Here is an 18,227-nt window from a genome sequence, read left to right on the forward strand (position 1 = left end):
GGCCCACGGAGGGCTGACGGTCAGCGGTGCCGACCGCCCGGGTGCGATGATCGCACCCGGGCGGTCGTGCGTCTGGGCACGTCGGCACGCCCGTCCGTCACCGCCCGTCGTCGTCGCCTGGGAGCACCCGCATCGTGAAGTACGCGCAGCACATCTCGGACCTCGTCGGGAACACGCCGCTCGTCAAGCTCTCGTCGGTCACGGCCGGGCTGTCGGCGACGGTCCTCGCCAAGGTCGAGTACCTCAACCCCGGCGGCTCGATCAAGGACCGGATCGCGCTCAAGATGATCGAGGCGGCCGAGGCGAGCGGTGAGCTGCGTCCCGGCGGCACGATCGTGGAGCCGACGAGCGGCAACACCGGCGTCGGGCTCGCGCTCGTCGCGCAGCGCAAGGGTTACCGCTGCGTGTTCGTCTGCCCCGACAAGGTCAGCCAGGACAAGCGTGACGTGCTGCGCGCGTACGGCGCCGAGGTCGTCGTCACCCCGACCGCCGTCCCGCCGGACCACCCCGACTCGTACTACGCGGTCTCCGACCGGCTCGCGCGCGAGATCGAGGGCGCCTGGAAGCCGAACCAGTACGCGAACCCGAACGGCCCAGCGAGCCACTACGAGACGACAGGTCCGGAGATCTGGGCCGACACCGACGGGCTCGTCACGCACCTCGTCGCCGGGGTCGGCACGGGCGGCACCATCACGGGCACGGGACGGTTCCTGAAGGACGCCTCGGCCGCTCGTCCCGCGGAGCGCGGCGGGCGCGTCGTCGTCGTCGGCGCGGACCCGGCCGGCTCGGTGTACTCAGGTGGTGACGGCCGTCCGTACCTCGTCGAGGGCGTCGGGGAGGACTTCTGGCCCGCGGCGTACGACCCGTCGGTGCCCGACGAGATCCTCGCGGTCTCCGACGCCGACTCGTTCGCGATGACCCGCCGGCTCGCGCGCGAGGAGGGCCTGCTCGTCGGAGGCTCGTGCGGCATGGCGGTCGTCGCGGCGCTCCGGCTCGCGCAGCGGCTCGAGGACGAGGACCCTGCGGCCGCCGAGCAGGCCGTGATCGTGGTCCTGCTGCCCGACGGGGGCCGCGGCTACCTGTCGAAGATCTTCAACGACTCCTGGATGCGCTCGTACGGGTTCCTGGCGGCCGAGGAGGGGGCGTCGGTCGCCGACGTGCTGCGCGGCAAGAGCGGAGAGCTGCCGACGCTCGTGCACACGCACCCGAACGAGTCGGTCCGCGACGCGATCGAGATCCTGCGCGAGTACGGCGTCTCCCAGATGCCGGTCGTCGTCGCCGAGCCGCCCGTCATGATCGGCGAGGTCGCCGGCTCGGTCAGCGAGCGCGTGCTCCTCGACGCGGTGTTCTCGGGGGCCGCGGCGCTCGCGGACCGCATCGACCGGCACATGTCGCCGCCGCTGCCGCTCATCGGCTCGGGCGAGAGCGTCGAGGCGGCCCGCGCGGCCCTGCAGGAGTCGGACGCGCTCATGGTGGTCGACGACGGCAACCCCGTCGGCGTCCTCACCCGGCACGACCTCCTGGGCTTCCTGGCCCGCTGAGCTTTCGCCGTACCCGTCCCTACCGGCCCAGAACCTCGCCCCCACCCAACCCACCCTGCACCCGAGAAGGAACACGATGGCCCTGTTCGACCTGCCCCTCGCCGAGCTCACCACCTACCGCCCCGAGCTCGACGAGCCGTCCGATCTCGACGCATTCTGGGACGCGACCCTGGCCGAGGCCCGCACCTTCGACCTGAACGTGTCGGTCGTCCCGGTCGACGAGGGCCTGACGCTCGTCGAGACGGCCGACCTCACGTTCGCGGGCTTCGGCGGGCACCCGATCCACGCGTGGCTGACCCGCCCCGCGGGCGTGACCGGGCCGCTGCCGGCGGTCGTGGAGTTCATCGGGTACGGCGGGGGGCGAGGGTTCGCGCACGAGCACCTCGGCTGGGCGTCCGCCGGGTACGTGCACCTGCTCATGGACACGCGCGGCCAGGGCTCCGGGTGGGGCACAGGCGGTCACACCGCTGACCCGGGGGGCAGCGGACCCGCGTCGTCCGGCTACATGACGCGCGGCATCGAGGACCCGGCCGACCACTTCTACCGCCGGGTCATCACCGACGGCGTGCGCGCGGTCGAGGCCGTGCGGTCTCTGCCGGGCGTCGATCCTGCGCGGGTCACGATCACCGGGACCAGCCAGGGCGGGGGCCTCGCGCTCGCGGTCGGCGGGCTGGTCGACGGGCTCGTCGCGGTCATGCCCGACGTGCCGTTCCTGTGCCACTACCGCCGGGCCGTCGAGATCACGGACTCGTTCCCGTACGGCGAGATCACGACGTACCTGTCGGTGCACCGGGGCAGCGAGGAGCGGGTCTTCCGCACGCTCTCGTACCTCGACGGCGTGCACTTCGCGCGGCGCGCGACCGCTCCGGCGCTGTTCTCGACCGCCCTCATGGACGGCACCTGCCCGCCCTCGACGGTCTTCGCGGCCTACAACCGCTACGGCGAGCTCGCGGGCGTCACGGACAAGGAGATCGAGGTCTACCCGTTCAACCAGCACGAGGGCGGCCAGGGCTACCAGTTCGTCCGTCAGCTGGCCTGGCTCGCACCGCGGGTCGCGCTCACGGAGTGAGGCGTGCGGGCAGAGCCGTGACGAGCAGCTCGACCGCATAGGCGAAGCTCTCGTCGACGTCGCGGGGCATGCCGAAGCCGCCGGCCAGCTCGAGCGTGACGAAGCCGTGCAGGGTCGACCGGAACGCGCGCACCGCGTCGATCGTGCGCGCCGGGTCGACGCCGAGGGTCGTGACGGCGTCGGCGATGACGGCGACGGTCCGGGCCCCCGCGGCCTGCACGGCCGTCGCCGTCGGATCCTGCGCCCAGGCGCCCTGCGTGGCCTGGTAGCGGCCCGGTTGGGCGTGGGCGAAGGCGCGCGTGGCGTGCATGATCGCGCGGACTGCCGGCGCTCCGGCGAGGCCGCGACCCGCGTCGGCGAGTGCCGCCGTGAGGTCGTCGACGCAGAGGCGCGCGACCTCGAGCCGCAGGGCTGACAGTCCGCCGACGTGCTTGTAGAGGCTCGGCACGGCCACGCCGGCGCGGGCCGCGACCGCGGCGAGGGTCAGGTCCTCGAAGCCGCGCGGACCGCCGGCGTCGACGACGTCGAGCGCGAGGGACACGACGACGTCGGTCGTCAGCCCGGCCCTAGGCACCGTGCGGCGCCGGTGCGACCCAGGAGGTCTCGGTGCGCGGGAGTCCCGCGAGGAACGTGAGCGTCGCCGGGACGGTGACCTCGGGGGCCTGGTGCTGCGCGTAGTGCGCGACGCCCGGCAGCAGCACCCCCTGGGCGTCCAGGGCTGTCGTGGTCCAGTCGAGCTCGGCCGCGGGGTCGGGGTAGTCCGGGTCGAGCGCGCCGACGACGACGAGCGCCGGCGCGTGGACCTCGCCGAGCCGTACCTCGGCGACCGAGTGGTCGAGCGCGAGCGTGAGCTCCCGGAACGACCGCAGCCCGCCGGGTCGACGCATGCTCGCGCGGAGGGCCCGCACGTGCTCGTCGAGCCACGGGGCCTTCGCGCCCTTGTTCAGGACCGTGCGGTAGTAGGTGGCCCAGACCGCGACACCCCAGGGGCGGGCGAAGAGCACGCGGTACAGGAGGTGGATGAGCGGGCGCAGCCGGCTCGAGGCACCGGGCTCGCGCAGCATGGGCGAGACGAGCACGAGGCCGCTGACGAGCTCCGGCCGCTCGGACGCGGCCCACGCCGCGGCGCTCGTGCCCATCGAGTTCCCGATCACGACGGCCGGGCCGCCGAGGTGCTCGATCAGCGCGAGCAGGTCCTGGGCCGTGACGACGTCGCCGTGCTCGGTGAAGGTCGTGTCGGAGCCGCCGTGCCCGCGCAGGTCGAGCGCGGCGACGCGGTACCCCGCGCCGTTGAGCGGCCCGACGAGCTCGCGCCAGGTCGAGCGGAGGTCGCCCATGCCGGGGACGAGGACGACGAGTGGTCCGTCACCTGCGACGGCGTAGGCGATGCGGCCCTCGGGCCGGGTGAGGTACCGACTTTCTCGGAGCAGGTCGATGGTGTCCATGCGCCAAAGCTAATGCCATTAGCTAGAGCGGTCAAGGTCTCGAGGCGCGCTCCGCGACCCGGCTCAGGCAGGATGGTCCGGTACTGACAACGATCCGAGGAGACATCCCCATGACCGCACAGCTCCCCGAGGCCACCGGCTCGTTCGGCGAGAAGCCCACCCTGACGTTCCCGGACGCGGCCGCGCCGGCCGAGCTCGAGGTGCTCGTGCTCAGCCGCGGCGACGGCGACCTCGTCGAGGCCGGTGACGACCTCGTCGTGCACTACCTCGGCCAGACCTGGGCCGGCCACGTGTTCGACAACTCCTACGACCGCGGCTCGTCGATCAACTTCCCGATCGGTGTCGGGTCGGTCATCGCCGGGTGGGACGAGGGTCTCGTCGGCCAGCAGATCGGCTCGCGCGTGCTGCTCTCGATCCCGTCGCACCTGGGCTACGGCGACCGCGGTGTCCCTGCCGCCGGCATCAAGGGCGGCGACACGCTCGTGTTCGTCGTCGACATCGTCGGCGTCGGCTGAGCTTCGCACGACCGCATGCGCGAAGGGTCGCGACGAATCTCGTCGCGACCCTTCGTCGTGCCCGGCCCGGAGCGTGGTCCCTGGCGTGCGCACGCCAGGGCGCCCGAGCGTAGGTTGCTCGGATGGGACTCGCCCGACGCCTGATGCACCTCGCCACCCACGCCCACGCGCGTGTCTACCGGTGGACCGGCGGGCGCGTGCTCGGCCGGCTGGGCCACCTCGAGCAGGTCCTGCTCACGACGACGGGCCGCCGCACCGGGGCGCCGCGCACCGTCCCGCTCGCCGCGACACCCGTCGGGTCGTCCGTCGTGCTCGTGGCCTCGGACGGCGGCGCACCGGGCCACCCCGCGTGGTACCTCAACCTGACCGCGCACCCCGAGGTCGTCGTCCAGCGCGGACGACGCGCCGTGCCCATGCTCACCCGCGTGGCGGTCGGCCCCGAGCGGGACGTCCTGTGGGCGGCGGTCGTCAAGAACAACCCGGGCTACGCGCGCTACCAGGAGAAGACCCCGCGCCAGATCCCGGTCGTGATCTGCGAACCCGCGAGCCCGCAGACCCGAACCGCCCCCGCGCCCTAGCCCGCCCAACCCGCCGAGACTGCACCGATGGCCGGTCCGCGGGCTCCTGAGCCAGCCATCGGTGCAGTCTCGCGGGGCGTTGGCTGGTCAGGGCTGGGCGGTCGCGCGGGACCTGCGGCGGTCGCGGGGTGTGCGGGGGAGCGGTGCGGCGTCGGCGGGGAGCGGCGGGAGCGGCGGGAGCGCGAGCGTCGCGGCCAGGCCGATCGCGAGGACGCCCGCGGCGATACCCGTCGTGATCTTGCTGGCGTGCACGAGCGCCTGCTCGGCGTCCACCGCAGCGCGACGCCCAGCGCGGACCCGAGCTGGCGGACGGTGGTCTGGAAGCCCGACGCCTGCCCGCTCTCGGCCAGCGGCACCTCGACGAGGATGACGCTCGTGAGCTGCGCGGTCGCCATGCCGACGCCGACGCCGTACACGAACAGCCACCCGCCGATGACGACGCCGGGCACGGCCGTGCTGAGGGTGAGTGCCAGACCGGCGATCGCGACGGTCTCGAGCCCCAGGCCGACGCGCACCACGGCCCGCTGACCGATCCGCGCGGTGAGCTGCGGGGTCGCCCCCGAGACGAGGAACGTGCCGACCGCGAGCCACAGCACGAGGAAGCCCGTGCCGAGCGCCGAGTAGCCGAGCGCGCCCTGCAGCAGGAGCGGCAGGGTGAACAGCAGGCCGAACTCACCGAGCGCCACGATGAGCGCGGCGATGATGCCGAACCGGAACGAGCGGATCCGCAGCAGCCCGAGGTCGACGAGGGCGACCTTGCCGGTGAGGACGCGCCGCCGCTCGACGACGACGAACGCCGCGACGAGCCCCACGCCGCCGATGAGCGCGAACGGGACCGGTGAGGCCGTGCCCGAGTCCTGCTGCCACCACCCGTAGTACTGGCCCTCGATCAGCCCGAACACGATGCCGGCGAGCCCGAGGCTCGACAGGAGCACGCCGGGCACGTCGGCGCCGCGGCGCAGCGTCGTGTCACGGGTCTCGTCGATGTACCGCGCGATGCCGACGAGCGCGAGCAGACCGAACGGGATGTTGAGCCAGAACGCCCAGCGCCAGCTGACGTCGGTCGCGAGCCAGCCGCCGAGGAGCGGGCCGACCGCGGCCATGCCGCCGATCGTCGAGCCCCAGATCGCGAACGCGATACCGCGCTCGCGGCCCTGGAACATCGCGTTGAGGGTCGAGAGCGTACTCGGCAGGACCATGGCGGCACCCAGACCCTGGACCAGGCGAGAGCCGATGAGCATCGCGGGGTTGACCGAGGCACCCGCGAACAGGCTCGCCGCCATGAACAGGACGAGCCCGGCGGTGAACAACCGCTTGCGGCCGTAGAGGTCGCCGAACCGGCCGACCGTGAGCATGAGGGAGGCGAACACCAGTGAGTAGATGGCGTTCATCCACTGGGCGCCCGACGAGTCGAGCCCGAGGTCCTCGATGACGACCGGGAGCGCGACGTTGACGATCGTGGCGTCCATGATGACCAGCGAGACCCCGAGCGCGAGCGTCCCCATCGCGAGCCAGTGACGGCGGGGGATCGGTGCGGCAGCGGTCATGGTGCGTCTCCTCGGTGGCCCGGAGCGCTGAGTGGCCGGGGCAGGTACCCGACACAACTGACGGTAACATCCCGACACAACCGTCGGGAACTAGTCAGTCGACCGGACGTGCGTGACAATGGACCCCATGCCCCGCATCGACGCACCGACCGTGGCCGAGCACCACGTCATGCGCCGCGACGCCATCATCGCGGCCGCACGCGACCTGCTCGGGACCGCGGGCGCGTCTGCGGTCACTCCTGCGGCGGTCGCGGGCCGGTCCGGTCTGGCCCGCACGAGCGTCTACCAGTACTTCCCGTCGACCGGCGCGCTGCTGGCCGCCGCGGTCGAGGCCACGTTCACCGACTCGAGCGCGGCCCTCGCGGCCGGCGTCGAGCAGGCGGGCGACCCCAGGTCCCACATCCATGCGTACGTGCGCGACGCGCTGCGCCTCGCCGCCCGGGACCACAGCCCGTTCCACCAGCTGACGCTCTCCGACCTGCCGCCCGAGTGCGTCGCCCGCGTCCGCGAGCTGCATGACGAGCTGGTCGCCCCGCTGCGGTCAGCGGTCGACGCCTTCGGGGTACGCGACACCGAGGTGGTCACCGGGATCGTGTTCGGCGCCATCTCCGCGGCCGTGCAGCTCGTCGACCACGGACGTGACCTGGACGAGACGACGACGGCGACGCTGGGCTTCATCGACGCAGGGCTCGACGCGGCGCGCTGAGCAGCCACGCTCGACCTCAGTCGCCGAGCACGTCGCCGGGAGCGTCGTCGAGAACTCGGCGCAGGCGCACCTTGCGCAGGTTCTCCCGGACGATCCACACGACGTCGGGGTCGGTCTGTCCGCGCAGCGTCGCGAACGCCGCGAGCCCGCCGGCCGGCTCGGCCGCGACCGCGACGCTCCAGCAGTATCCGAGGGCCTGCCGCAGCGTCCGCACGTCGGTGTGACGACGCTCGTCCGCGGGCACAGCCAGCAGCCCCGCCGTCGCCGTCGCGCACGCCTCGAGCGCTGCGGCCGCAGTCGTCGGGTCCGTCAGGAGGCGCGGCTCGCAGATCGCCGCGATCGCCGCGCGTCGGACCAGCGGCCGCTCGTCCGCGGCCCAGTCGGCCACGATCGCCCGCAGCCGTGCCCGGTCGGCGTCGCCGAGGCGCTGCAACGCGATCGCGACCGCCTCCCGGGCCCGCCACGAGGGATCGCACGCATGCTCGCGCAGCTCGCCGCCGAGCTCGGCAGCACCCTGGGTGAGCAGGCGCCCGAGGCCGACGATGCCGCAGCACCGCAGGTACTCGTCCGGGTCCGTCGCGAGCCGTCGCACGAGGCCTGCGTCGCCCACGTCCCCGAAGGCGTCGAGCAGCTCGAGGTTGCCACGCGGTCCCGGGAGCCCCGAGTGGGCCGTCAGGTAGCCCGGGACCTCGTCCGGGCTGAGCGACTGCAGCGCCGCCCGATGCTCGTCGCGTCGGCTCATCTCGCCAGGCTAGGGCCGATACTGGGCCCGTGTCCTCGACTCGCTGCCCCTGCCTGAGCGGACAGGCCTACGACGAGTGCTGCGGGGCGCTCCACCGCGGCGACGAGGCACCGGCGACCGCCGAGCGCCTGATGCGCTCGCGCTACAGCGCCTTCGCGGTCGGCGACGCCGCGTACCTGCTGCGGACGTGGCACCCCAGCACGCGGCCCGGCACCCTGGCGCTCGACGACGACGTCCGCTGGTACCGGCTCGACGTCCTCGGCGGGTCGCTCGGCGGCCCGGGCGACACGACGGGCACCGTCGAGTTCCGCGCCTTCTTCCGCTCGGGCGACGGCGCCGGCAGCCAGCACGAGGTGAGCCGGTTCGTGCGCGACCACGGGCGCTGGGCGTACCTCGACGCCGTCGGTTGAGCTCCTCAGTCGACCGGGCAGGCCACGCCCGTCGAGTGCACCGGGCAGTACCCGTTCGGGACCTTGTGCAGGTACTGCTGGTGGTACTCCTCGGCGTAGTAGAACGGCCCGGCCTCCGCGGCGGGGCGGATCTCGGTCGTGATCTCGCCGTAGCCGTTGCGGGCGAGCTCGGGGGCGTAGAGCGCGCGCGTCGCCGCCGCCGCCTCGGCCTGCTCGGGCGTCGTCGTGAAGATCGCGGAGCGGTACTGCGTGCCCACGTCGTTGCCCTGCCGGAACCCCTGCGTCGGGTCGTGCAGCGTCCAGAACGTGCGCAGCAGCTCGGCCGTGGGCAGCACCGTCGGGTCGTAGGCGACCAGGACGGTCTCGGCGTGCCCGGTCATGCCCGTGCACGTCTCGTCGTACGTCGGGTAGGGCGTGAGGCCGCCCTGGTAGCCGACCGCGGTCGTGACGACCCCGGGCAGCTGCCACATCTCCTTCTCGGCGCCCCAGAAGCAGCCCAGCGCGAGGTAGATCACCTGCGTGCCCTCGGGCCACGGTCCACGCAGCGGGGTCCCGAGGACGGCGTGCGTCGTCGGGACGGAGTACGGGTAGCCGTCGCGACCGCGCAGGGCGCGCTCGGGCGTCACCATCGTCGACTTCAGTGCAGATCCGAACAGCCAGCCCGCCACAGGACACCACCTCTCGACGCGCACGCGCACGCCCGACGGACCCGGACGCGTCCCTGCTCGACGCAGGAGGAACAGCGGGCGGGTGCGCCCTGTTCCCGCATCGGACCGGCGGACGCATAGCCTGTGCACGTGACTACGTCTCCTGATCTGCCCGGCTCCCACGACTGGTCCGAGGCGGGGTTCTCGACGCGCGCGATCCACGCCGGTCAGGACCCGGACGCCGGAACGGGCGCCGTCGTGCCGCCCATCTACCAGGTGTCGACCTACAAGCAGGACGGCGTCGGCGGGCTGCGCGGCGGGTACGAGTACTCGCGCTCGGGCAACCCGACGCGCGCCGCGCTCGAGGAGGCCCTGCGTGCGGCCGAGGGTGGCGCCGCGGGGTTCGCGTTCGCCTCGGGCCTCGCGGCCGAGGACACGCTGCTGCGCGCGACGCTGCGGCCCGGCGACCACGTCGTCGTGCCCAACGACGCGTACGGCGGCACGTACCGGCTGATCGCGCGCGTGTTCGGGCCGTGGGGGATCGAGCACACGCCGGTCGACCTCACGAACACCGATGCCGTGCTCGACGCGATCCAGCCCGGCCGGACCAAGCTCGTGTGGGTCGAGACGCCCACGAACCCGATGCTCACCATCGCCGACATCGGCGCGATCGCCGCCCACGCGCGCTCGGCCGGAGCAGTCCTCGCGGTCGACAACACGTTCGCGACGCCGTACCTGCAGCAGCCGATCGCGCTCGGCGCCGACGTCGTGGTGCACTCGACGACCAAGTACATCGGCGGTCACAGCGACGTCGTGGGCGGCGCGCTCGTCGTCGCGGACGGCGCGCAGCTGCCCGTCGGACTCGACGGACCGACCGGTGGGACGTCGCTCGCGGACGCCGTGCGGTTCCACCAGAACTCGTCCGGGGCGGTCGCCGGCCCGTTCGACGCGTGGCTCACGCTGCGCGGCCTCAAGACCCTCGCGGTGCGCATGGACCGGCACTGCGCCAACGCCGCGGCGGTCGCGGAGTTCCTCGCGGGCCACCCGCGCGTGACGCAGGTGATCTACCCCGGCCTCGAGTCCCACCCCGGCCACGAGCTCGCGGCGCGCCAGCAGCGCGGGTTCGGCGGCATGATCTCGTTCCGGACCGGCAGCGTGGACAGCGCGCTCGCGGTCTGCGCCGCGACCCGCGTCTTCACGCTCGCCGAGTCGCTCGGCGGCGTCGAGTCACTCATCGAGCACCCCGCGCGGATGACGCACGGCTCGGTCGCCGGGACCGCGCTCGAGGTGCCCGACGACCTCGTCCGGCTGTCGGTCGGCATCGAGGACGTCGCCGACCTGATCGCCGACCTCGCCGGCGCCCTCGCATGACGGACGACGTCACGACGGCGGTCCCCCGTCCCGTCCGGGTCTCGGCTGCGTGGTCGTGGCGGCTGCTGCTGATGGCCGCGGCCGTGGCGGTGCTGTTCTGGGTGATCGCGGTGCTCAAGACGGTCATCGTGCCCGTCGCGATCGCGCTGCTCGTCACGATCGTGCTCACACCCGTCGTCAGGTGGCTGCAGCGCCGCGCCCGCCTCCCTCGCGCGGCAGCGTCAGGGGTGGCCCTGCTGTCCCTGCTCGCCGTGGTCGGGCTGCTGATCGGGCTCGCGGGCAGCTCGATCGCGAGCGGGATCACCGAGCTGTGGCAGGAGGCCGGCGAGGGCATAGGTAAGGTGACGGCCTGGCTCGCGCAGGGCCCGCTGCACCTGTCGGCAGCGCAGGTCGACGACTACGTCAGCCGGATCGGGTCGTCGATCAGCAAGGACAGCGGCGGTCTCGTCACGGGGGCGCTGTCGGTCACGACGACCGTCGGGCACGTCGCGGCCGGGACGCTCATCGCGATCTTCTGCACGTTCTTCTTCCTGCTCGACGGTCGCGCGATCTGGGCCTGGGTCGCCGGTCTGCTCCCGTTGGCCGCGCGTGAGCCCGTCCACCAGGCGGGGCGTCGGGCGCTCGTCACGCTGGGCGCGTACACGCGCACCCAGATCCTCGTCGCGTTCGTCGACGCGGTCGGGATCGGCGTCGGGGCCGCGGTCCTTCGCGTCCCGCTCGCGCTCCCGCTGGGCATCATCGTGTTCGTCGGGTCGTTCATCCCGATCGTGGGTGCCGTCCTGACCGGTTCGATCGCGATCCTCGTCGCGCTCGTCGCACAGGGACCCGCGGCGGCCGTCTTCATGCTCATCGTGGTGCTGGCCGTCCAGCAGCTCGAGGGCCACGTCCTGCAGCCGTTCCTCATGGGGCACGCCGTGTCGATGCACCCCGTCGCGGTCCTGCTCGTCGTGGCCACGGGCTCCCTCGTGGCCGGCGTCGTCGGCGCGCTGTTCGCGGTGCCCGTGGCGGCGGTCCTCAACACCGTCGTGCTCTACCTGCACGGCCACGACAAGTTCCCCGCCCTCGGCGACGAGGACCACGTGCAGATCCGCGGGCAGGTCCCCGCCGTGAAGGAGGAGCTCGCGTGAGCTGGCTGACTGAGGTCCGGGCAGCCGCGGCCCTGCTCGAGGGCGTCGCGACCCGCACGCCCGTGCAGGACTCGCGTGCGCTCTCGCAGATCGCCGGCGTCGAGGTCTGGCTCAAGTGCGAGAACCTCCAGCGGGCCGGGTCGTTCAAGCTGCGCGGCGCGTACGTGCGGATGGCTCGACTGACGCAGGCCGAGCGGGCCCGCGGTGTCGTCGCCGCGAGCGCCGGCAACCACGCGCAGGGCGTCGCGCTCGCCGCTCGGCTGCTCGGCATCGACGCGGTCGTCTACATGCCGGTCGACGCTGCGCTGCCCAAGCTCGCGGCCACGCGCGAGTACGGCGCCGAGGTGCGGCTCGTCGGCACGAGCGTCGACGAGGCCCTCGCCGCCGCCCTGGCCGAGTCCGAGCGCACCGGCGCCGTGCTGATCCACCCGTACGACCACCGCGACGTGGTCGCCGGCCAGGGGACCGTCGCACTCGAGATCCTCGAGCAGGTGCCCGACGTCGCGACCATCCTCGTGCCGGTGGGTGGCGGCGGCCTCGCCGCGGGGATCGCGGCGACCGTCGCCGAGCTTCGCCCGGACGTGAAGGTCATCGGCGTGCAGGCGGCCCGGGCCGCCGCCTACCCGCCGTCACTCGCTGCCGGGCACCCGGTGCGTGCGACGGAGCTGCACACGATGGCGGACGGGATCGCCGTCGGGATGCCCGGCGTCGTGCCGTTCGACGTGATCCGGCAGACCGGGTGCGAGATCCGGACGGTGGGGGAGGAGGACCTCTCCCGGGCGCTGCTCCTCGTCGCCGAGCGCGCGAAGCTGCTCGTCGAGCCGTCGGGAGCGGCCGGGGTCGCGGCGCTCATGGCGGCGCCAGGTGCGTTCGCCGGCCCGGTCGTGGCCGTCCTGTCCGGCGGCAACATCGACCCGCTCGTGCTGCTGCGCGTCGTGCGTCACGGGCTCGCGTCGGCGGGGCGGTATCTCCAGCTGCGGGTCGTCATCACCGACGCCCCCGGTGCGCTCGCCGGCCTGCTCGCGGCGCTGGCGGCCACGGGTGGCAACGTCGCGCACGTGCAGCACGTCCGCACGGGTACCGACCTCGCGATCGACGAGGTCGAGATCGAGGTGCAGGTCGAGACGAAGGGCCCCGAGCACTGCACGCAGGTGCTCGAGCAGCTGCGCGGCGCAGGGTTCCGGGTCCAGAACGCCTGACGCCGGCTCCCGCAACGACTGACGCCGCCTCGCACCGGGTGGGCGGGAGGCGGCGTCAGGAAGCTGCGGCGGGTGGCCGCGGCGTCGGACCGGGGGGTCGTCAGCCGATGAACGGCTTCGCGCCCGAGATCACCACCGTGATCTCGGCGCCGGTGGGCGTCGTGTACGTCACGGTGTCGCCGACCGTGCACCCGTTGATCGCGGCACCGAGCGGGGACGTCGGGGAGAACACGTCGATGTCCGCCGAGCCGGCGATCTCGCGGGAGCCGAGCAGGAACACGAGCTCCTCACCGGCGACCGTGGCCGTCACGACCATGCCGGGCTCGACGACGCCGTCGTCGAGCGGCACGCCGACCTGGACGTTGCGCAGCTTCACCTTGAGCTCGCGGATGCGGGCCTCCTGCTTGGCCTGCTCCTCGCGGGCTGCGTGGTAGCCGCCGTTCTCCTTGAGGTCGCCCTCGTCGCGGGCCGTCGCGATGCGCTCGGTGACCTCGGCGCGTCCTTCGCCCTCGAGTCGCGCCAGCTCGTCCTTGAGCCTGTCGAAGGCCTCCTGGGTCAACCAGGTCACCTGGGTCGTCTCGCTCACGATCGCTCCTTCCTTGCTCACATCACGCTCACAGCAATCGGCGCGCATCTCTCCATGCGCACACGGTCACGCGAGGTCGGTGCTCGGGTACGCCGCCGTTCCCTCACGGACCGGTGACCTCGCGGTCACACCGGGCCGGGGGCGGCGCTGAATCGACAAGACTAGCAAAATGCTCCCCCTTGTGTGACCGGAACGGCCTTTGCCGCATGGACAAGTACGGACAACACGGACAGAACGACGCCGGGGCCGTTCTTCTTCCGGGGTGTTCCGTGGTGGCGGTGGCCTCGCTCGCTACTAGCTGCCCGCGACGACCACGCACGTGTCGACCGTGCCCGTGACGGCAAGCTCCGCCGTCGCGACCGGGACCGTGACGCGCTGGACCCGGTCGGCCGACGGCCCGAGCTCGACGGACCCGACGCCCACCTCCGCGAAGCTCCGGCTCAACGCCGTGACGTCGCACCGGACGGTCGCCGCGGGGTCCTTGGTCACCTCGAAGGTCACGTCGATGCGCTCGGGCCCGGCGATCGAGAAGCCGACGTCCTGCCACTGGACGGGGTCGCGCAGGGCGCTCGCCCCGAGCCAGACGATGACGACCGCCGCGATCAGCGCGACGACCGCAGCGGGGACGAGCCAGGCCGGGCGCCGCGCCGCCCGGTCGGGCCCGTAACGACCAGCAGGCGGCTGGGTCACGCTCGGCTGGCTCACGGGACTGCTCCTTCGGGTACGGCGGGTCCTTCGGGTACTGCGGGTCCTTCGGGTATGGCGGGCCGGCGGGCCCGGATCGAGCTCTCGTCCGTGCCCGGGGGGCGTGCATGCGGTGTCCGGCCCTGGCGTGCGGTTTCATTGTCTCTCGTGCCGGGTGCTGATGTGCCCGGTCTCGATCCACAGGAGGCCTGACGTGACCGGAGAGCGGCTGCGGCTGTTGGCGGTGCACGCGCACCCGGACGACGAGGCGAGCAAGGGCGCCGCGTCGATGGCGAGGTACGTGTCCGAGGGGGTCGACGTCCTCGTCGTGACCTGCACGGGTGGTGAGCGCGGTGACGTGCTGAACCCGAGCTACCCGCCCGTCACCGGGGGGATCGAGCAGATGCGCGAGATCCGCCGCGGAGAGATGGCAGCGTCCGCGCGTGCGCTCGGCGTGCAGCACCGCTGGCTCGGCTTCGTCGACTCGGGCCTGCCGGAGGGCGACCCGCTCCCACCGCTGCCCGACGGCTGCTTCGCGCTCGTCCCGCTCGAGGAGGCGGCCGCGCCGCTCGTGGCCGTCATGCGGGAGTTCCGTCCGCACGTCGTGACGACGTACGACCCGACGGGCGGCTACCCGCACCCGGATCACGTCATGACCCATCACGTGTCGGTCGAGGCGTTCGCCGCGGCGGGTGATCCGTCGCGCTACCCGGGAGCGGGCGAGCCCTGGGCGCCGCTCAAGCTGTACTACAACCACGGCTTCTCGATGGCGCGCATCCGCGCGGTGCACGAGGCGCTGCTCGAGCGCGGCCTCGAGTCGCCGTTCGGCGAGTGGGTCGAGTCGCGGGCAGCCCGCGAGATGCCCGAGCGTGAGGTCACGACGCACGTCGAGTGCGCCGACTGGTTCGACGCCCGCGACGAGGCCCTGCGCGCGCACGCCACGCAGATCGACCCGGACGGGTTCTTCTTCGCGGTGCCGCGCGAGCTCGAGCGCGAGGTCTGGACGCACGAGGAGTACGAGCTCGCGGAGTCACGCGTGCCGACGACGCTGCCCGAGGACGACCTGTTCGCCGGGCTGCGCGAGGTGGTCCGATGAGCGCCGTGTCCGCAATGCTGGCCGGGGTGTCGGGGCTCGTCGTCGCCGTGACCCCGACGCCGTCGCCGTCCGCGACAGGGGCGGCGGCGACGAGCCTCGGCTCCCCGGGGATCACCGGGTTCGTCGTGACGTTCGTCCTCGCGGTCGCCCTCATCGGGTTGTTCCTGTCCCTCACGCGCCACCTGCGCATCGTCGACCGGCGCTCGCGTCAGCGCGAGGAGCAGGACGAGGCGGACGCTTCCGCACCGGGCGCCGAGGAGGGTGTCGTGCCGCCTGCGCCGGCCGCGGACGACGGGGCCGGGTCTGACGAGGCCGGGTCTGACGGGGCCGGGGACGCCGGGGCCGGGCCACGGTGAGCTCCGGCGACGCGCAGGTCACGACGGTGCGCGTCACCCTCGGACAGCTGCAGGTGGTGCCCGACCGCGCCGCGAACCGCGCGTCGGTGGTCGATGCGTTCGCGGCGGCCGCCCGCCAGCGTGCGGACCTGCTCGTGCTGCCCGAGTACGCCTCGGCCTACGACCCCCACGGTGTCGGTCCCGAGCACGCCGAGCCGCTCACGGGGCCGTTCGTCGAGACGCTGCGTGCGCAGGCGGCACGGACGGGGGTCGCGGTGATCGCGGGGACGACGCTGCCGGGCGCATCGGCGCAGCGTGCCGTCAACGCGGTCGTCGCGGTCGACCCGGCGGGCGAGCTGGTCGGCGTCTACCGCAAGGTGCACCTGTACGACGCGTTCGGGACGCGCGAGTCGGACCGCCTCGAGCCCGGACCTCCCGAGGCCGCGCCGCTCGTCCTGGACGTCGGCGGGCTGCGGTTCGGGGTGCTGACGTGCTACGACCTGCGCTTCCCGGAGTCGGCCCGGCGCGTGGTCGACGCCGGCGCCCAGGTCCTCGTCGTGCCCGCGGCATGGGCCGCGGGGGACCGCAAGGAGCTGCACTGGCGAGCGCTGGCCGTTGCGCGCGCGATCGAGAACACGTGCGCGGTGGTGGCCGTCGGGCAGGCCGGTCCCGGTGTCGTGGGACGCTCGCTCGTCGTCGGGCCCGACGGTGTCGTCGACCTCGAGCTCGGCGCGGCCCCTGAGATCGGCAGCACCGACGTCGACCTCGCGCGGATCGCCCGCGAGCGCGAACGCAACCCGTCGCTCCGGAACCGTCGCTACACGACGTCGCCGTTGCTCTGAGCGGCCGACCGCCCGGCCCGGAGGGTCACCGCGAGGTGACGGTCGAGCCGGCGGTCACCGCGAGCTGACGGTCGCGATCGCGACGGCGACGAACGTGCACGTGTAGCCGATGACCGTGAGCGAGTGGAACACCTCGTGGAACCCGAACCAGCGCGGGCTCGGGTTCGGCCACTTCGTGGCGTAGACGGCCGCGCCGATCACGTAGGCGACCCCGCAGCCGGCGATGAGCCAGACGATGACCGGGCCGCCCGCGGCGGCGCGCGCGAACTGCGGGAGGTAGCCGAGCGCGGCCATCCCGAGGATCACGTACAGGGGCGTGTACAGCCAGCGGGGGGCACCGAGCCACAGGACGCGCGCCAGCAGGCCGATGACCGCCCCGATCCAGACGGTCCACAGCAGGACCGTGGCGGTGTGAGCGGGCAGCAGGAGCACCGCGAGCGGGGTGTAGGTGCCCGCGATGATGAGGAAGATGTTCGAGTGGTCGAGGCGGCGGAGCACGCCCGTGACCCGCGGCGACCAGGTCCCGAGGTGGTACACGGCGCTCGTCCCGAAGAGCATCGCGGCAGTCAGGCCGAAGACCGTGTTCGCGATGCGCGCGCTCTGCGTGGGCGCGAGCGCGACCAGGACGATGCTCCCGGCGACCGCGAGCGGGAACATCCCGGCGTGGAGCCAGCCGCGCAGACGAGGCTTGACGTTGGCAGCGGCCGCAGCGGCGTGCTGGGAGAGGCTGGTCCGTGCCACGAAGGTCCTCCTTCTCGACGGCTCGACCGGTGGGCGCAGGGTGCGGACCGACCGGGCATGACTGGCGTCAAGACTAACCTTCGCGGCCGTAGGTTACGGCTGCGTAGGTAGGAGGTCCCGCGCTTCGCGGAAAGCTCGTGCCCGCGGCGGGTAGCGTGGGCGCGACCGGTGTGCGATGGCCTGGAAGAGGAGCCTCGAGCGTGCGTCTGCCCCACCCGCTGTACGGGCTCTACGAGCGTCGGCTCGCCGCGTCGCTGCCCCGGACGCAGGTGCCGCGCCACGTCGGGGTGATCCTCGACGGCAACCGGCGGTGGGCGCGCAACGTCGGGGAGTCGGCGGCGACGGGTCATCGTCGCGGCGCCGACAAGATCTCCGAGCTGCTCACCTGGAGCGAGGAGATCGGCGTCGAGGTCGTCACGCTGTGGATGCTCTCGACCGACAACCTCTCGCGCACCCCTGAGGAGCTCGAGTCGCTGCTGGCCATCATCGAGGACGCCGTCCGCGACCTCGCCGCCACGCGCCGCTGGTGCGTGCAGGTCGTGGGATCGCTGGACCTGCTGCCGCCCGAGACCGCGGCGGCCCTGCTCGCCGCCCAGGAGAGCACGCGCGACATCACCGGCCTGCACGTCAACGTCGCCGTCGGGTACGGCGGTCGGCGCGAGATCGCCGACGCCGTCCGGTCGATGCTGCGCGAGCACGCCGAGGCGGGCACGAGCCTCGACGACCTCATCGAGGAGTTCGACGTCGAGCACATCGCCGACCACCTCTACACGAAGGGGCAGCCGGACCCCGACCTGGTGATCCGCACCTCGGGCGAGCAGCGGCTGGGCGGCTTCCTGCTGTGGCAGAGCGCGCACTCCGAGTTCTACTTCTGCGAGGCGTACTGGCCGGACTTCCGCCGGGTCGACTTCCTGCGGGCCGTGCGCTCGTACGCCGCGCGCGAGCGTCGCCTCGGACGCTGACTGCGCGTCCGTCGTGTGAAACGCGCGTGAACTCTGCGTGTCGCGGTGCGTGTCGGGTCTGCCGTGTCACCGGTGCCGCGTAGC

General features: G+C 73.2%; 21 protein-coding genes. 13 read left to right on the forward strand and 8 right to left on the reverse strand.

The window, feature by feature from the left end:
• Positions 1–134: 134 nt before the first annotated feature.
• Both DDP54_RS11570 and DDP54_RS11575 read left to right on the forward strand, forming a co-directional pair.
• Positions 135–1,541, forward strand: coding sequence for a cystathionine beta-synthase (locus tag DDP54_RS11570; protein ID WP_109131861.1), 1,407 nt, complete (start codon positions 135–137; stop codon positions 1,539–1,541).
• Between the two features lie 76 nt (positions 1,542–1,617).
• A complete protein-coding gene (locus DDP54_RS11575; protein ID WP_109131862.1) occupies positions 1,618–2,610 on the forward strand; it encodes an acetylxylan esterase in 993 nt (330 codons plus the stop codon).
• On the opposite strand, the gene DDP54_RS11580 is transcribed toward DDP54_RS11575, so the two are convergent.
• Together DDP54_RS11580 and DDP54_RS11585 are read right to left on the reverse strand one after the other, a co-directional pair.
• Positions 2,600–3,184, reverse strand: a complete 585-nt coding sequence (locus DDP54_RS11580) for a TetR-like C-terminal domain-containing protein (protein ID WP_197711380.1) — start codon at positions 3,182–3,184, stop codon at positions 2,600–2,602. The two genes, DDP54_RS11575 and DDP54_RS11580, sit on opposite strands and share 11 nt — an antisense overlap.
• Positions 3,177–4,055, reverse strand: a complete 879-nt coding sequence (locus DDP54_RS11585) for an alpha/beta hydrolase (protein ID WP_109131863.1) — start codon at positions 4,053–4,055, stop codon at positions 3,177–3,179. The genes DDP54_RS11580 and DDP54_RS11585 overlap by 8 nt, the downstream gene beginning before the upstream one ends.
• A 110-nt stretch (positions 4,056–4,165) precedes the next feature.
• On the opposite strand from DDP54_RS11585, the gene DDP54_RS11590 reads away from it, so the two are divergent.
• Positions 4,166–4,570 carry an FKBP-type peptidyl-prolyl cis-trans isomerase gene (locus DDP54_RS11590; RefSeq protein WP_109131864.1) on the forward strand — a complete coding sequence of 135 codons (405 nt, stop codon included), beginning with the start codon at positions 4,166–4,168 and terminating at the stop codon, positions 4,568–4,570.
• A 122-nt stretch (positions 4,571–4,692) separates the two neighbouring features.
• Positions 4,693–5,148: a nitroreductase family deazaflavin-dependent oxidoreductase gene (locus DDP54_RS11595; protein ID WP_109131865.1), complete on the forward strand. Its 456-nt coding sequence runs from the start codon at positions 4,693–4,695 to the stop codon at positions 5,146–5,148.
• Here the strand turns inward: DDP54_RS11595 and DDP54_RS11600 are convergent.
• Entirely contained in the window at positions 5,145–6,695 is a 1,551-nt protein-coding gene (locus tag DDP54_RS11600) for an MFS transporter (protein ID WP_197711381.1), read from the reverse strand. The genes DDP54_RS11595 and DDP54_RS11600 overlap by 4 nt on opposite strands.
• A 127-nt stretch (positions 6,696–6,822) precedes the next feature.
• Here DDP54_RS11600 and DDP54_RS11605 point away from each other — a divergent pair, with 127 nt between their 5' ends.
• Positions 6,823–7,401, forward strand: coding sequence for a TetR/AcrR family transcriptional regulator (locus DDP54_RS11605; RefSeq protein WP_158274517.1), 579 nt, complete (start codon positions 6,823–6,825; stop codon positions 7,399–7,401).
• Positions 7,402–7,417: 16 nt separating this feature from the next.
• Here the strand turns inward: DDP54_RS11605 and DDP54_RS11610 are convergent, their stop codons facing one another.
• Positions 7,418–8,143, reverse strand: coding sequence for a HEAT repeat domain-containing protein (locus tag DDP54_RS11610; RefSeq protein ID WP_109131867.1), 726 nt, complete (start codon positions 8,141–8,143; stop codon positions 7,418–7,420).
• A gap of 29 nt (positions 8,144–8,172) precedes the next feature.
• On the opposite strand from DDP54_RS11610, the gene DDP54_RS11615 reads away from it, so the two are divergent.
• Complete coding sequence (locus DDP54_RS11615; RefSeq protein WP_109131868.1) at positions 8,173–8,553, forward strand: YchJ family protein; 381 nt, start codon at positions 8,173–8,175, stop codon at positions 8,551–8,553.
• A gap of 5 nt (positions 8,554–8,558) precedes the next feature.
• Here the strand turns inward: DDP54_RS11615 and msrA are convergent, their stop codons facing one another.
• A complete protein-coding gene (gene msrA / locus DDP54_RS11620; protein WP_109132551.1) occupies positions 8,559–9,182 on the reverse strand; it encodes a peptide-methionine (S)-S-oxide reductase MsrA in 624 nt (207 codons plus the stop codon).
• Between the two features lie 168 nt (positions 9,183–9,350).
• Here msrA and DDP54_RS11625 point away from each other — a divergent pair, with 168 nt between their 5' ends.
• Genes DDP54_RS11625 through ilvA form a run of 3 tightly spaced genes read left to right on the forward strand, consistent with a single transcriptional unit; the run spans position 9,351 to position 12,897 of the window.
• Positions 9,351–10,571 carry a cystathionine gamma-synthase gene (locus DDP54_RS11625; RefSeq protein ID WP_242448368.1) on the forward strand — a complete coding sequence of 407 codons (1,221 nt, stop codon included), beginning with the start codon at positions 9,351–9,353 and terminating at the stop codon, positions 10,569–10,571.
• Positions 10,568–11,698 carry an AI-2E family transporter gene (locus tag DDP54_RS11630; protein WP_109131869.1) on the forward strand — a complete coding sequence of 377 codons (1,131 nt, stop codon included), beginning with the start codon at positions 10,568–10,570 and terminating at the stop codon, positions 11,696–11,698. Before DDP54_RS11625 ends, DDP54_RS11630 begins: the two co-directional genes overlap by 4 nt.
• Entirely contained in the window at positions 11,695–12,897 is a 1,203-nt protein-coding gene (gene ilvA, locus DDP54_RS11635) for a threonine ammonia-lyase (protein ID WP_109131870.1), read from the forward strand. The genes DDP54_RS11630 and ilvA overlap by 4 nt, the downstream gene beginning before the upstream one ends.
• A gap of 100 nt (positions 12,898–12,997) precedes the next feature.
• Here ilvA and greA read toward each other — a convergent pair whose 3' ends face one another.
• Both greA and DDP54_RS11645 read right to left on the reverse strand, forming a co-directional pair.
• The gene (gene greA, locus DDP54_RS11640) at positions 12,998–13,483 is read right to left on the reverse strand and encodes a transcription elongation factor GreA (RefSeq protein WP_109132553.1); all 486 of its coding nucleotides are present in this window, start codon (positions 13,481–13,483) and stop codon (positions 12,998–13,000) included.
• A 294-nt stretch (positions 13,484–13,777) separates the two neighbouring features.
• Positions 13,778–14,188 (reverse strand): DUF4307 domain-containing protein, encoded by a 411-nt coding sequence (locus DDP54_RS11645; protein WP_109131871.1) that lies wholly within the window; start codon positions 14,186–14,188, stop codon positions 13,778–13,780.
• A gap of 193 nt (positions 14,189–14,381) precedes the next feature.
• On the opposite strand from DDP54_RS11645, the gene mca reads away from it, so the two are divergent.
• Genes mca through DDP54_RS11660 form a run of 3 tightly spaced genes read left to right on the forward strand, consistent with a single transcriptional unit; the run spans position 14,382 to position 16,440 of the window.
• Complete coding sequence (gene mca / locus DDP54_RS11650) at positions 14,382–15,263, forward strand: mycothiol conjugate amidase Mca (RefSeq protein WP_242448369.1); 882 nt, start codon at positions 14,382–14,384, stop codon at positions 15,261–15,263.
• Complete coding sequence (locus DDP54_RS11655) at positions 15,260–15,619, forward strand: hypothetical protein (RefSeq protein ID WP_146192420.1); 360 nt, start codon at positions 15,260–15,262, stop codon at positions 15,617–15,619. The genes mca and DDP54_RS11655 overlap by 4 nt, the downstream gene beginning before the upstream one ends.
• Positions 15,616–16,440 carry a carbon-nitrogen hydrolase family protein gene (locus DDP54_RS11660; RefSeq protein WP_242448370.1) on the forward strand — a complete coding sequence of 275 codons (825 nt, stop codon included), beginning with the start codon at positions 15,616–15,618 and terminating at the stop codon, positions 16,438–16,440. The genes DDP54_RS11655 and DDP54_RS11660 overlap by 4 nt, the downstream gene beginning before the upstream one ends.
• A 54-nt stretch (positions 16,441–16,494) precedes the next feature.
• Here DDP54_RS11660 and DDP54_RS11665 read toward each other — a convergent pair whose 3' ends face one another.
• Positions 16,495–17,181: a hemolysin III family protein gene (locus tag DDP54_RS11665; protein ID WP_242448371.1), complete on the reverse strand. Its 687-nt coding sequence runs from the start codon at positions 17,179–17,181 to the stop codon at positions 16,495–16,497.
• Positions 17,182–17,381: 200 nt separating this feature from the next.
• On the opposite strand from DDP54_RS11665, the gene DDP54_RS11670 reads away from it, so the two are divergent.
• Positions 17,382–18,143, forward strand: coding sequence for an isoprenyl transferase (locus DDP54_RS11670; protein WP_109131873.1), 762 nt, complete (start codon positions 17,382–17,384; stop codon positions 18,141–18,143).
• Positions 18,144–18,227 lie beyond the last annotated feature (84 nt).

Origin of the sequence: Cellulomonas sp. WB94, assembly GCF_003115775.1 — a bacterium.
Classification (GTDB): Bacteria; Actinomycetota; Actinomycetes; order Actinomycetales; family Cellulomonadaceae; genus Cellulomonas_A.